At 62.5% G+C, this 13,101-nt stretch carries 11 protein-coding genes, 1 pseudogene and 1 riboswitch; of the genes and pseudogenes, 3 read left to right on the plus strand and 9 right to left on the minus strand.

What is annotated here, in order from left to right; genetic code table 11:
• The first annotated feature begins 1 nt into the window (after window position 1).
• The gene (dgcA, locus tag ACVNHC_RS14785) at window positions 2–991 is read left to right on the plus strand and encodes an N-acetyl-D-Glu racemase DgcA (RefSeq protein WP_457167682.1); all 990 of its coding nucleotides are present in this window, start codon (window positions 2–4) and stop codon (window positions 989–991) included.
• 124 nt (window positions 992–1,115) lie between these two features.
• On the opposite strand, the gene ACVNHC_RS14790 is transcribed toward dgcA, so the two are convergent.
• Window positions 1,116–2,303, minus strand: a complete 1,188-nt coding sequence (locus tag ACVNHC_RS14790; RefSeq protein WP_208991329.1) for an MFS transporter — start codon at window positions 2,301–2,303, stop codon at window positions 1,116–1,118.
• A 121-nt stretch (window positions 2,304–2,424) separates the two neighbouring features.
• Here ACVNHC_RS14790 and ACVNHC_RS14795 point away from each other — a divergent pair, with 121 nt between their 5' ends.
• Window positions 2,425–3,552 carry a protein phosphatase CheZ gene (locus tag ACVNHC_RS14795; RefSeq protein WP_457167683.1) on the plus strand — a complete coding sequence of 376 codons (1,128 nt, stop codon included), beginning with the start codon at window positions 2,425–2,427 and terminating at the stop codon, window positions 3,550–3,552.
• 79 nt (window positions 3,553–3,631) lie between these two features.
• On the opposite strand, the gene ACVNHC_RS14800 is transcribed toward ACVNHC_RS14795, so the two are convergent.
• The 7 genes and pseudogenes from ACVNHC_RS14800 to ACVNHC_RS14830 all read right to left on the minus strand — a co-directional run bounded on the left by ACVNHC_RS14800 (window position 3,632) and on the right by ACVNHC_RS14830 (window position 11,286).
• Window positions 3,632–4,609, minus strand: coding sequence for a threonine ammonia-lyase (locus ACVNHC_RS14800; RefSeq protein ID WP_457167684.1), 978 nt, complete (start codon window positions 4,607–4,609; stop codon window positions 3,632–3,634).
• A gap of 99 nt (window positions 4,610–4,708) precedes the next feature.
• Complete coding sequence (locus tag ACVNHC_RS14805) at window positions 4,709–5,758, minus strand: glycosyltransferase family 4 protein (RefSeq protein WP_050474166.1); 1,050 nt, start codon at window positions 5,756–5,758, stop codon at window positions 4,709–4,711.
• A complete protein-coding gene (locus ACVNHC_RS14810; protein ID WP_058899404.1) occupies window positions 5,755–6,558 on the minus strand; it encodes a UDP-2,3-diacylglucosamine diphosphatase in 804 nt (267 codons plus the stop codon). Before ACVNHC_RS14810 ends, ACVNHC_RS14805 begins: the two co-directional genes overlap by 4 nt.
• A 237-nt stretch (window positions 6,559–6,795) precedes the next feature.
• A pseudogene (locus ACVNHC_RS14815) lies at window positions 6,796–8,048 on the minus strand (OmpP1/FadL family transporter).
• Between the two features lie 483 nt (window positions 8,049–8,531).
• The gene (locus tag ACVNHC_RS14820) at window positions 8,532–9,641 is read right to left on the minus strand and encodes a TRAP transporter substrate-binding protein (RefSeq protein ID WP_457167685.1); all 1,110 of its coding nucleotides are present in this window, start codon (window positions 9,639–9,641) and stop codon (window positions 8,532–8,534) included.
• Window positions 9,631–10,449: a bifunctional hydroxymethylpyrimidine kinase/phosphomethylpyrimidine kinase gene (thiD, locus tag ACVNHC_RS14825; RefSeq protein WP_457167686.1), complete on the minus strand. Its 819-nt coding sequence runs from the start codon at window positions 10,447–10,449 to the stop codon at window positions 9,631–9,633. The genes ACVNHC_RS14820 and thiD overlap by 11 nt, the downstream gene beginning before the upstream one ends.
• Window positions 10,450–10,479: 30 nt before the next feature.
• A complete protein-coding gene (locus ACVNHC_RS14830) occupies window positions 10,480–11,286 on the minus strand; it encodes a hydroxyethylthiazole kinase (protein WP_208999453.1) in 807 nt (268 codons plus the stop codon).
• A riboswitch (TPP riboswitch) is annotated at window positions 11,275–11,384 on the minus strand. It overlaps the preceding gene by 12 nt.
• Before the next feature lie 124 nt (window positions 11,385–11,508).
• Between ACVNHC_RS14830 and ACVNHC_RS14835 the strand changes: the two genes are divergently transcribed.
• The gene (locus ACVNHC_RS14835) at window positions 11,509–11,745 is read left to right on the plus strand and encodes an Lrp/AsnC ligand binding domain-containing protein (RefSeq protein ID WP_019964510.1); all 237 of its coding nucleotides are present in this window, start codon (window positions 11,509–11,511) and stop codon (window positions 11,743–11,745) included.
• Between the two features lie 51 nt (window positions 11,746–11,796).
• Here the strand turns inward: ACVNHC_RS14835 and ACVNHC_RS14840 are convergent, their stop codons facing one another.
• Complete coding sequence (locus tag ACVNHC_RS14840; protein ID WP_058899399.1) at window positions 11,797–12,843, minus strand: DMT family transporter; 1,047 nt, start codon at window positions 12,841–12,843, stop codon at window positions 11,797–11,799.
• Window positions 12,844–13,101 lie beyond the last annotated feature (258 nt).

A 13,101-nucleotide genomic window follows, 5' to 3' on the forward strand; every position in this document is an offset into this window, starting at 1 on the left:
CATGACATCGCCCCTCACCATCACGGCTGCGCATGAGCGCTTTGCCATCGAAGGCGGCTTCGCGATCTCGCGGGGCAGCCGCACCCATGCGGATGTGGTCACCGTCAGCATCAGCCGCGGCGGCCTCACCGGCCGCGGCGAATGCGTGCCCTACGCCCGCTATGGCGAAAGCATCGCCAGCGTGATGCAGCAGATCGAGGAGGCGGCAGCGCGCTTCGGTCAGGACATCAGCCGCACGCAATTGCAGGCGGAAATGGAGGCAGGCGCGGCGCGCAACGCGCTCGACTGCGCCCTGTGGGACCTTGAGGCCAAGACGGCCGGCACCAGTGCCGCGGCGCTCGCCGGCCTTGCCGGCCTGAAGCCGCTGGTGACCGCCTATACGCTCAGCGTCGGCACGCCGGAGAGCATGGGGGCAGCAGCAGCCAAAGCGGCCTCCCGCCCGCTGCTGAAGGTGAAGCTGGCCGGACCGGGAGACGATGAGCGCATCGCCGCCGTCCGCGCCGCAGCACCGGAGGCAAGGCTGATCGTCGATGCCAACGAGGCCTGGGACGAAAGCTGCTTCGCGGTCAATATGGCGGCCTGTGTGGCCGCAGGCGTTGAACTGATCGAACAGCCCTTGCCGGCCGGCGATGATGGGCTGCTGGCCAGCGCAGAGCGGCCGATTGCGGTCTGTGCCGATGAAAGCCTGCACACCCGGCATGAACTGGCGAGCCTGCGCCAGCTCTATGATGCGGTCAACATCAAGCTCGACAAGGCCGGTGGCCTGACCGAAGCCCTGGCGCTGGCTGCAGACGCCAGAGCCCTGGGCTACAAGATCATGACCGGCTGCATGCTGGGCACGTCCCTCGGCATGGCCCCTGCCCTGCTCCTGGCCCAGACGGCCGATTTTGTCGATCTGGACGGCCCGCTGCTGCTGACCGCGGACCGGGAAGGCGGCCTCACCTATGAAGGCAGCCTCGTCTATCCGCCTCAGGCCAGCCTCTGGGGCTGAGATCCTGGGAGCCGAAGCGTCTCATGCCAAGGCTTTCGATGCTGACGCATCACGCCTTGAAAATGCTCAAGCGCCGCAAGGGTTTAACCAATGCTCGATGAGAAAAGCTCATCGAGCATTGATATCAGTCCGCCGCCCGTGTCTGACAGCCGGGGTGGCGGGCAAGGAAGAGAAGCCCGATCAGGGCCGCCGCCGCCATCACCGACATGGCGTAAAAGGCAAAAGCAGGCGCTGCCGCATAAAGCGGCCCGCTGAACCATGTGGCCGTCGCCGTCAGAAACCCGGTGGACGTTGCCATCAGGCTCTGCCCTGTCGCAGACCAGCGCATGGGCACGGCCTGCGCAATCAACGCAACGCCCCCCAGATGCACGGCCCCAAAGGAGAGACCGTGCAGGGTCTGCATCAGCACGATGAAGGCAGGGTCCTGCACATGGGTAAACAGCGCCCAGCGAAGCACCGAGCCTGCGGTCCCGATGATGATCAGGCGCATGGGCGTCAGCCAGGCCGGCAGCCTTGCCGCAAACAGGAAGAGCAGGATCTCCGCCGTCACGCCGACGGACCAGAGCGGCCCCATCAGATGCTCTGGTACGCCCGTCTTGGTCCAGTAAATCGTTGAAAACGCATAATAAGCCGAATGCGCCGCCTGCGAGAGGCCGATGAGCGTGACCAGCGCCAGAAACCAGGGCTCACGGAAAACGGCAGGCTTCTTGTCTGCCGCCTGCGCCGCTGCGGAGGCCTCCCGGGCTTCACGTTCAGGATTGCGCATCGGGGGCAGCGTCCCGGCCACGAGCACTGTCGCCGCCATCGAGCCAAGGATACCGGCAAGATAGGGCATTTCCGTGTGCGGCATCATCAGCCATCCGGCAAGAACAGTGCCTGCCACGAAAGCCGCAGAACCCCAGAGGCGCATGCGCCCATAGGGGGCGCCGGTCTGGCGCACGACATCCAGCGCATAACCATCGGCCAGCGGCACAATCGGTGCCCAGCAGACCATCAGCCCCATCACCGCAACCACCGCCAGAACATAACTTGACGTAAAGGCAAATAGCGCAAGAAAAGCCATACCCATCAAAGAGTAAAAGCAGATCGAAAGACGGCGCAGGCCAGTCTTGTCGGAGAGTCCCGTCAGAAATGGAGAGGCTGCAATCTTTGCATAGGTGCCAATTGCGAGAGCAAATGAGACTTCCGTAACTGAGTATGATCTATTTGCAAGAATGATCGGAAAAAATGGGAGGAATAGTCCCGTACCGACAAAATTGACACCATAGAGAGCACTCACCCGGGGGGCGAGCCCAACTTGGAACATCTTCATGAAGGATCGAACCTTGACGGCCTAAAGGGATGTTAACTTCTTGGGCCTACTATACCGCATGAGTTGGAGGAACATTCGAATCGAATGTCCGCTGCAGCGAATAGGACGCCGAGACGATACGATGGCAGAAACCGAACCGCCAGTCCTGATACCGGAGCACGAGTATCTCACACTGGAGCAGACCCTTTCGGAATCGGATCGCGGCCGCCGCTTTCTGACCGAATATCTGCGCCGCCACCGCAGCTCCGAAACAAATTCCATTCTTGATGCCATCGCCCGGCTTGAGAAGATGATGCGCCGGGAACGCAGCGTTCCCGATCTCAACCGCATCCGCCTCGACATTGCCGACATGCATGAGGCGATCGAACGCACCAAGCGTGAGATTTCCAACATCAAGAAGGAAGATGAGGAGAGCAACCGTTTCACGGATGCCTCGCACGAGCTGGATGCGATCATCACGCAGACGGAAGGCGCGACGCAGGACATCCTGAACGCTGCGGAAAAGATCCAGGAATATGCCTGGACCCTGCGCGAGAACGGTGCCGACGAATCGGTCTGCGACGATATCGATGCCAAGGCCACCGAAATCTTCATGGCCTGTTCCTTCCAGGATCTCACCGGCCAGCGCACCCAGAAGGTGGTGCATGTTCTGCGCTACCTCGAAAGCCGCATCAACCTGATGATCGGCATCTGGGGCATCGAGGACGTGAATGCCGACGATACCGCCGGCCCGGTCGATTCCCGCCCGGATGCGCATCTCCTCAACGGCCCGCAGCTTGCCGGCAAGGGCGTCAGCCAGTCCTTCGTTGACGACGTGATGGGCGGAGAAGCAGAAGACCAGAGCAGCGGTTTCTTCAGCGTCGAATTCGGCAATGAGCCAGCCGCTCCGGCTCCTGCCCCGGCGGCCAAGGCTGCAGCGGCCCCGGCTGCAAAGCCCGCAGCCAAGGCAACTCCTGCCCCCGCGAAGATCGAAGAAGACCAGCATGTCGATCAGCTGGATGCAGCCACGATTGACGCCATTTTCGAGCAGACAGACGAAGCCTTTGCTGGCGAAGCCGGTTTCGATGACCCGGAACAGGAAATGGGCGAGGACGACATCGCCAAGCTGTTCGACATGGGCGGCGGTGATGAGACCCCGGCGGAAGAGACCCAGGCAGATGCCGAGTGGGAAGCGGCCGAGGAATTTTCCGAGGACGAAGACCCGCTGGCCATGCTGACCGAGAGCGAGCGTCAGGCCCTGTTCAGCTGACCGCTCCAGAAACAGCACAATCCAAGGAAAACCCCGGCCACACCGGGGTTTTCGCATGTTTGAGACCTAATGAACCTGCTCAGACAGCCAGCGCCCTTGCGAGCGTTTCCGGATCGATGTTGCCGCCGGACAGGATCGCAACCACAGGGCCGTTTCCGGCGGGCATCTTGCGGAAGAGAACCGAGGCAAGCGCCACCGCTCCGCCCGGCTCCACCACCAGCTTCAGTTCGCGGAAGGCAAAGGCAACAGCGGCCAGCGCTTCGTCATCGCTCACCACCAGCCCGCGCGCCTTGCGGCGGGTCAGGACCTCGAAGGAGAGTTCGCCCGGGCTTTCGGTGAGGATCGCATCGCAGACCGAGCCGGAGCCATTGGCATTCACCTCGCGCCGCCCGCTGGCGAGCGAGCGGGCATAGTCGTCAAAGCCTGCCGGTTCGCAGGTGTAGACCACGGCACCGGCCAGCCCCTCTTCCAGCCCCAGCGCCACACCGCTGGTGAGCCCGCCGCCGCCCGTGCAGGCTGCGACGGCTTCGATATCAAGACCGAGAGCTGCGGACTGGCGGACAATCTCAAGGCCAATCGTGCCCTGCCCGGCAATGACGCCCCGGTCATCATAGGGATGCACGAAAGTGGCGCCGTTTTCCTCACAGATGGCTTTGGCGATAGCGATGCGGTCTTCGACGCCGCGCTTGTAGGTAACGACCCGGGCACCCATCTCCGCCGTGCGCTTCAGCTTGATGGCAGGCGCATCCTCCGGCATGACGATGACGGCAGGCATGCCGAGGATGCGCGCTGCCTCCGCCACGCCTTGCGCATGATTGCCCGAAGAGCAGGCCACAACGCCGGCCGCGCGCTCCCCCTCCGGGATCTGCGACAGACGGTTGAAGGCACCGCGAAACTTGAAGGAGCCCGTCCGCTGGAGATTTTCAGGCTTCAGCCAGACCTTCCGCCCCGCCGCTTCATCCAGCACCTTGAAGGACAGGAGCGGCGTTTCAAAAGCATGGCCTTGCAGCCGTGCGGCCGCGGCCTTCACATCATCAAGCGAGAGGGTACCTGTCATGGCCGGTCTCCGGAAATATGCGATTTCCGAGACCTAGCAACAGCTTGGTCATGCGGCAACGAAAGGCTTGTCACCGTGGCAATTCAGGCCGGGACAGGTTCAGGCGGGGACAGGCTCTGGCAGCTTGCCATCGTGGCGCGAACTATAGGCGTCGATGGCATTGTCCAGGAACTGGCGGGAGCTTGCCTCCCAGCTGAAGCCAAGCGCCACCTGGCGGCAATAGCTGCGGGGAATATCAAGAGCGGCAAGGGCTGCCGCCTGCAGGTCCGTATCGAGAACCCCTGCGCCGCTGTCGCCGATGACATCCAGCGGCCCCATCACAGGATAGGCCGCAACCGGCACGCCGCAGGCCAGCGCCTCCAGCAGCACATTGCCGAACGTATCCGTCAGCGAGGGGAAGACGAAGACATCGGCCGAAGCATAGGCACGGGCCAGATCTTCGCCCGTCTTGGGACCTGTGAAAAGCACGTCCGGATAGGCCTTGCGCAATGTCTCCAGCTGCGGGCCACTGCCGACGACCACCTTGCTGCCGGGCAGATCCAGATTGAGGAAAGCCTCGATGTTCTTTTCCACCGCCACCCGGCCCACATTCATGAAGATGGGGCGCGGCAGATCCGGCGGCAGGACAGAGCCCTCATAGGGGCGGAACAGCTCCGCATCCACCCCGCGCGACCAGCGCATCAGATGGGTGAAACCACGCTCGGCCAGATCCTTCTCCAGGCTGCCGGTCGCCACCATGCAGCCCTGCCCGGCATTGTGGAAGCGCCGCAGCCACCTGTAGGTGACAGACACCGGCACCGGCAGGCGCGCCGCCAGATATTCCGGAAAGCGCGTGTGATAGCTCGTCGTGAAGACCTTGCCCTGCTTCAGCGCGACAGAGCGGGCCATCAGACCCAGCGGGCCTTCGGTGGCAATGTGCAGATGGTCACAGGCGAACCGGTCCATGATCGCTGCCACGCGTGCGCGGGTGGTCAGCGACAGACGGATTTCCGGATAGGTGGGGCACGGCAGGGTGCGGAAGAGCTGCGGCGTCAGAAACTCAACGCGCAGACCCATGCGCAGCAACTGGTTCGCGGTCAATTCCAGAGAACGGACCACACCATTGATCTGCGGATGCCAGGCGTCTGTGACGATGAGAATAGATGTCATGCCGCGACGGAGCGCTCCCCCATCCCCTGTTCCGCCTGCTGTTCGGCCGGACGCTGCACCCATCTTATAACCTCGAACGTTCCGTCGTGATGCTCGGCAACCGCCGTGCAGCTTTCGACCCAGTCACCGGTGTTGATGTAGTGGATGCCGTCGATATCATGACTGGCGGCATGGTGAATGTGGCCGCAGATGACCCCGTGAACGCCCTTGCGGCGGGCTTCATCGGACAGGGCGTCCTCGAAGCGGCCGATGAAGTTCACGGCATTTTTCACCTTCAGCTTTGCCCAGGCCGAGAGTGACCAGTAGGTGAGGCCGAGACGGCGGCGCACAAGATTGAAGCCGGTATTGAGCGCCAGCGCCGTCACATAGGCCTTGTCGCCGAAGAAGGCGAGCCACTTGGCATGACGGATGACCACGTCGAACTGGTCACCGTGGATGACCAGATACTCGCGCCCGTCGGCTGCCGTATGCACGACACTGTCCGCCACCTCGACGCCGCCGAAATGGGTCCCGAGGAAGTCCCGCAGGAATTCGTCATGATTGCCGGGAATATAGAAGATGCGCGCACCCTTGCGGGCCTTGCGCAGGATCTTCTGGATCACGTCATTATGCGCCTGCGGCCAGTACCAGCTGCGCTTCAGCCGCCAGCCGTCGACAATATCGCCGACCAGATACACGGTCTCGGCGTCATTGTACTTCAGGAAGTCGAGCAGAAGATCTGCCTGGCATCCGCGCGTCCCAAGATGAACATCCGAAATGAACAGGGCCCGGTAATGCTGGCCCTCCTGCAGAGCTGTCATGTCTGGCGCTCCCGATTACCTTTTGCCCCCTTAGACGCGATTCAGGTATCAGGATTATGACAGCAAAGTTTTTCACAAGCAGACGCCCAGTTTTCTGGCGAAATTTATTATTGAACAAAAGACATTTACGGAAAAATGCGACAGTTCAATGAATGACCGGAACGGACGTTTGTCCCGGAAATGCAAACGGCCGGCACCCGCGGGTACCGGCCGTCTTTGATACCGCTGGATAGGCGGTCAGAAGCGGTAGCGCATGGCAGCGCTGACGATGTTGACCGAGGCATCCGCCTTGCCGGCGAACACGATGGGCGCAGCCGCGCTGTAGTCCTGGTGCCCCGGCGCGATACGAATATTCGCATCGCGGCCGATGATGTGGGTGTAGCCCAGGTCGAAGGCCAGATTGTCCAGCACCTTGTAGCTGGCACCCGCGCTCAACCAGATCCGGTCACTGTCCGGCAGGCGGGCGGAGCGGATCTTGTCGTCAATGGGCGACCATTCATAGGCCGCACCTGCCCGAACAGTCAGGTGCTCGTTGACATCATATTCCGCACCCAGAGCCGCAAACCAGCCGTCGTTGTAGTTGAACTTCAGCGTGGTCAGCGTGGCGCCATTGGCCTGAAGCGTGACCTTGGGCGACTTCAACCGGCTCCAGTTGGCCCACTCCACGGTGCCAGCACGCGAAAGCTGTCGGTGATGCGCTGCTTGGCAGACAAGGTGACGGTTTCGGGCGTGATCAGCGAGGCATAGATCGGAACTGCAGCGGCCGACGTGATCGTCCCGTCAAGATCGTGAGCCACACCCGAACGGTAGCCGAGACCGAACTCGGTACCGGCAAAGGGCTTGTAGATCACGCCTGCGGTAACACCCACGCCGATGTTGTCGCCTTCAAGCGTCGTGACGGGCGGCGTGGTGGAAGCATTCGTACCTGTTCTCAGCCGCACGCTGAAATACTGCACCTGCACACCCGCGCCAAAAGCCAGCTGGTCATTCACCTTATAGCCGACCATCGGGTTGGCGTTGATCGAGAACGCCTTCGAGCCCGCATTGTAGGTCTGGCCTGCCCAAGGCACGCCGCCATCCGGTTTGGTCGAAAGACCGAACGGCGCATTCACGGCAAGACCAAAGAATACCTGATCGTTGACGTTGTATGCCGTGTAGCTGGAGCCGATCCAGGCATCGGACGCAATGTCGCCGCCGTTGCCATAGGCGCGCAACGTGGAGGTCGAATCAAGATTGATATTGGCCTTGGGCGCAATCAGCGCGTGATGGGACTCGGTGGTGATGCCCAAGCCTGCACCTGTGATCGCCGCCGGGTTCCAGAACATCGACGAGATCGACGGACCGGTCGTTGCATTACCGGCGAAGGACATACCTTGATAATAAGCGCTCTGCTCACGCAGCGCAAAACCGCCTGCATAAGCCTGCCCCGCAACAGAGATCATCCCGATGGCGGTGGTGCACAGAGCCAGCGTCTTGCTGATACGAACCATGTTGCTCAAACCCTCCCAAGCATTCTCAAAGCCCTGCCAAGCTTTGTTCCTCAGGATCAACGGTCAGGCAAAATTCAGGATAGATCAATTGCAAAAGAATGCATGGCCGAGAACTTAGGATTTATGCTGCATTGCATCAATCCGGAAAACCAGCCTGCATTCCCTTTGGGAAGCTCAGCCCTGAATGACGGAAATATGTCATATTCAGCAGGATTGAGCGCTTCAAACCCCGCCTGCATTTCAGTTGCACATTTTTTAGTCAGATTTTCAATGATTTCACGCCGTTTCGTTTTCCAATGCCATGTTGCAGGATAGCAACAATTTGAGCTGCTAGACGGCAGGTTGCAGATGCCGCATGGCTCACACCAGATCCCAGAGAGGCTGGCGCACTCCCTGAAAATGCTCAAGACGCGCAAAACCCGGGCCTAAACCGGTAGTCACTGGTGAGTCACTTCCAGTGAGTCGGGGCCTGCCTGGAGTCTGTCAGGCCTTGCCGGCATCGCGCGCGGCAAGGAACCGCTGTACGGAGACCCGGCTCCAGGGCGCCAGCCGCGCCAGCGCCTTGCTGTAGCTGGCGTGGATGCGGGCTGTAAGCTCGTCCTTGGCCGCAAGCTCTCCCAGCACCAGCTCTGTTTCGCGGCGCAGCGCATCCAGCACGTCTTCGGGATAGAAGCGCAGCAGCACCCCGTCGTCCTTCTGCAGGCTCTCAAGGCTGCCCGCATTCATCCATTCGCTTTCGGCCAGCGAGCGCCCGTTCTCGGCCTTGCAGGCCTCCAGAACGATGGTTCTGAGATCTTCCGGCAGCCCTTCCAGTGCATTCCTGTTGAACAGCGCCTCGCCAGTGCCGTTCGGCTCATGGAAGCCGGGGGCGTAGTAGAACTTGGCCACCTTCTGGAAGCCCATGGCCTGATCGCTCCACGGCCCCAGAAACTCGGTTGCGTCGATGAGGCCGGATTGCAGCGCCGGGAAGATTTCCCCCGGCGGCAGAGCGACCGGCGTTGCCCCCAGACGGCGCATGACCTCGCCGCCCAATCCGGGCATGCGGATCTTCAGGCCGGCAAGATCATCGAGCGTATTGATTTCCTTGCGGAACCAGCCGCCCATCTGCACGCCGGTGTTGCCCGCCATCACCGGCTTGATGCCAAAGGGGGCGTAAAGCTCGTCCCACAGCGCCTGCCCGCCGCCCTGCTCGATCCAGGTGATGTGCTCGAGCGGCAGAAGGCCGAAGGGAATCGCCGTAAACCAGACGGCGGCCGACATCTTGCCCTGCCAGAAGAAGGAGGCCGTGTGCGCCACCTGTGCCGTACCGGCTGACACGGCATCGAACACGCCGAGCGGCGGTACCAGTTCGCCGGCCGCAAAGAGCCGCACGCGCATGCGCCCGCCCGACATTTTCTCGATCCGGTCGCAGATCGTCTGGGCGGTTGTTCCCGGCCCCGGCAGGTTCTTCTGCCAGGAGGTCACCATCTTCCACTCGATCACCGCAGAGTTTGTGCTGGCGAGTGCGGGCGCTGCCAGCAGCGAAGCGGCGCTGGCCGCGCCCAGCTTGAGGGCCTGACGGCGCGAGGCGGACGGCTTGATCTCAGTCGGCATGACTTGTCTCCCAGAGCGCGTGGAAATGATGCACGGGCCCATGGCCTTCACCGATCTTGAGATCATCGGCCGCGCGGATGGCATGGGTCACATAGAGCTTCGCTCCGGCAACCGCATCCGGCAGCGAAAGGCCTTTGGCAAGGCCCGCAGCAATGGCGGACGACAGGGTGCAGCCGGTTCCGTGGCTGTTGCGCGTGGCATGGCGGGGGGCGGTGAACCACTGTTCGCGTCCATCGCGGGTCAGCAGCAGATCCTCGCTCTCCGGCCCCTCCCCGTGGCCGCCCTTCAGCAGCACGGCCCTGGCGCCCAAATCCAGCAGCGCCTGCGCCTGAGCGCGCATGGCCTCCCGGCCCTGTGCGATTTCCGTATTCAGCATGCGGGCAGCTTCCGGCAGGTTCGGCGTGATCAGCTGCGCGCGCGGCAGCAGTTCCGCAATCAGCACGGAGACCGCTTCCGGCACCAGCAGCGGGTCGCCGGAGGCTGCGACCATCACCGGATCGAGCACCACATTGGACGCTTCATGCGCATCCAGACCTTCGGCCACGGCACGGATCACGTCCGGACGCGACAGCATGCCGATCTTGATGGCATTGACCTTGAGATCGGACAGCACCGCATCCATCTGCGCCCGCACGAAGGCAGGGGGAATGTCATGAATGGCGCTGACGCCGCGCGTGTTCTGCGCCGTCAGTGCGCTCAGCACGCTGGCGCCATAGACACCGAGCGCCGAGAAGGTCTTGAGATCGGCCTGGATACCGGCTCCGCCGCCGGAATCCGAGCCTGCGATGGTCAGGGCAATGGCAGTCATGGTTCCTCCTGAAATCAGGCTGGCAGCAGCTCAGGCGAGCCGCAGGTGCGCGCCAATCTGCGGCGCATCAAGCCCGTAAAGGGCATCAAGAAATGCCGGGACGAAACTGCCCGGGCCGGCGGCCACGACGGCAGCCCTTTCTCCGGCAATCGCCATGATGGACAGCGCCGCAGCCGCAGCCATCACCGGATCCGGCTCCACGGCAAGCGCAGCAGCCGCCACCGCCCCGGCAGCACATCCGGTCGCCGTCACCTTGCCCATCAGCGGATGGCCATTGGCAAGGCGAAGGCTCTGCGCGCCGCTGCTGATGTCATCCACAGCACCGGTCATTGCAACGGGAAGCCCCAGCTGGCGGGAAAGTTCCAGAACGGACGCCCCGCCGCCAAGAGCTGCAAGCTCCCCGGCGTTGATCTTCAGCAAGGACGGCTTCAGCGCCAGCAGGCGCCCGGCCTCGGTCAGGCGCGGCGGCGAACGGTCGGCAAAGACGGGATCCAGCACCCAGGGCTTGCCTTCACCGGCGGCAATGCTGATGGCGCGGTTTGCGGCTTCCTTGCGCGCTTCGTCCAGCGTGCCGAGGTTGACGAGCAGCGCCTGCGCAGAAGCCGTGAAGAAGGGCACTTCTTCCGGCGAAATCGTCATGGACGGAATGGCGCCCAGCGCCAGCAGCACATTGGCGGTGAAGGCCTGCGCGACGGCATTGGTGAGGCAATGCACACGGGGCGCGGACGCGCGGATCTTCTCCAGCACCTCCGCCGTGCGCAAAGCCAGCTGATCTGCAGTGATGTGAGACCTGGCAGCAGCATCCGCTGCGCCGCGTGCCGTTTGACCGCTCATCATCCCAAATCCCTCCGCCGGTACAAGCCGGATCAGGTTCAAGGAGTTGGCACCATCGCCTCTCAGCCCGGCGCATCCGGCGGGCACCCCCATGAGACGGCAAAGAGCTACCAAGCCCGGTCCGGCTTGGCAAGCATGCTCTGCCGGCGGCAAGCGAGCGCAGCGATTGACTGGCGGCGGCGGATCGGCCATGTCCTTTGACAGGACAGCCCTCAGGAGCACGCCATGAAGCCCTTCTTCATCATGATCAAATGCCACCTCGGCGAGACCTACAAGGTCGCCAATGCCATTGCGGATGCCGAGATCGCTTCGGAAATCTACTCCACGAGCGGCGACTATGACCTGCTGGTGAAGGTCTATATCGAGGATGGCGAGGACATCGGCCACTTCGTCAACGAGAAGCTGCATTGCCTCGAAGGCATCCGCGACACCCGCACCATCATCACCTTCAAGGCATTCTGAGACACTATTCAGCCTGCACCGGGCGATGAAAGCCGGGGCGCAGGCTGAGGGTCAGGGCCGCAGCGGCGAGGAGGCCTTGCGTGCCCGGCTGTCGTCCTTGCCCAGCGCCCTCTCGCGGTAGATGACGAAGAGGCCTGCCGCGACCACGATCAGCGCACCGGCCACCACCTGCCACACCGGAATGTCGCCAAAGATCGCCCAGCTGAGCAGCACCGCCCACAGCAGGTTGGCATAGTCGAAGGGCGCGATGGTGGAGGCATCCGCATAGCGGTAGCTCTCGGTCATGACGATCTGGCCGACACCGCCCGCAAGCCCGACGAAGACGAGCAAGGCTGCCGTTTTCGCATCCGGGATGACCCAGGCGAAATCGGGGAAGATCCAGCCAAACGGGATGGTCAGCAGCGAGATCAGCGAGGCACAGCCAGAAAACCAGATGACAATGGTGCTGGTGCGCTCGGTCTCGCAGAGCTTGCGCACGAAGATCATCGCCATGGCCGTGCAGAAGGCGCCAGCGGCCGCAGCTGCCGCGCCGAACCAGGCATCACCGCTCATTTCCGTGCCGCCCATATGCGGGGACAGGATGACGACAATGCCGAGGAACCCGATGATGACCGCCGTCCAGCGGTAGATGCGCACCGTCTCGCCAAGGAAGAAGAAGGCCAGAACCACCGTGAACAGCGGCGCGGCAAAGCCGATGGCGGTCGAGTCGGCGATGGGCAGATATTTCAGCGAGGTGAAGGCAAACAGCATGGCCGCAATGCCCGCCATGGCACGCCCCACATGGCCAAGCGGCTGACGGGTATGAAGAGAGCCGGTCAGTTCACCGCGCAGCGCCACCAGAAGCAGCACCGGAAACAAACCGAAGAAGTTGCGGGCAAAGACGATCTCGCCGATCGGCACGCTTTCTGTGGTGATCTTCAGGGCAACCGCCATGCTGGCGAAGGTGAAGGTGGAGCACAGCTTCAGCGCAATGCCCAGGACGGGCCTTTGTGACGTCAGCACTGCGGCTTGCGGCGGAACGGAAGCACCCTCACCGGAAGCCAATACGCGGCTTTCCGCCTCGCCCTCGTCAGGAGCGTTCGAATCCCTCATGGCCATGTGATCGTCCAAAGGTCCGGCGCCGGGGCGGGCATGAAGAGACGGGGCGCCGGTCCCAAGCCTCATCTCAAATCTGCGGGTGCCGTGGCAACTTCGCCGTGCGCACCATGCATGCTACTGTATACAAGGGTAGCAAACCGGTCTCGAAATTCCAGACCATATTGCCGCAGCTTACAGAATTTTACGCTGCCGGGCGGAAGAGGCAACCGGCGATGGTCCAAATGAGGGGACAGCGCAGTCACCTGCGCTGCCCGGTTT

Source organism: Pannonibacter sp. Q-1, assembly GCF_054073275.1.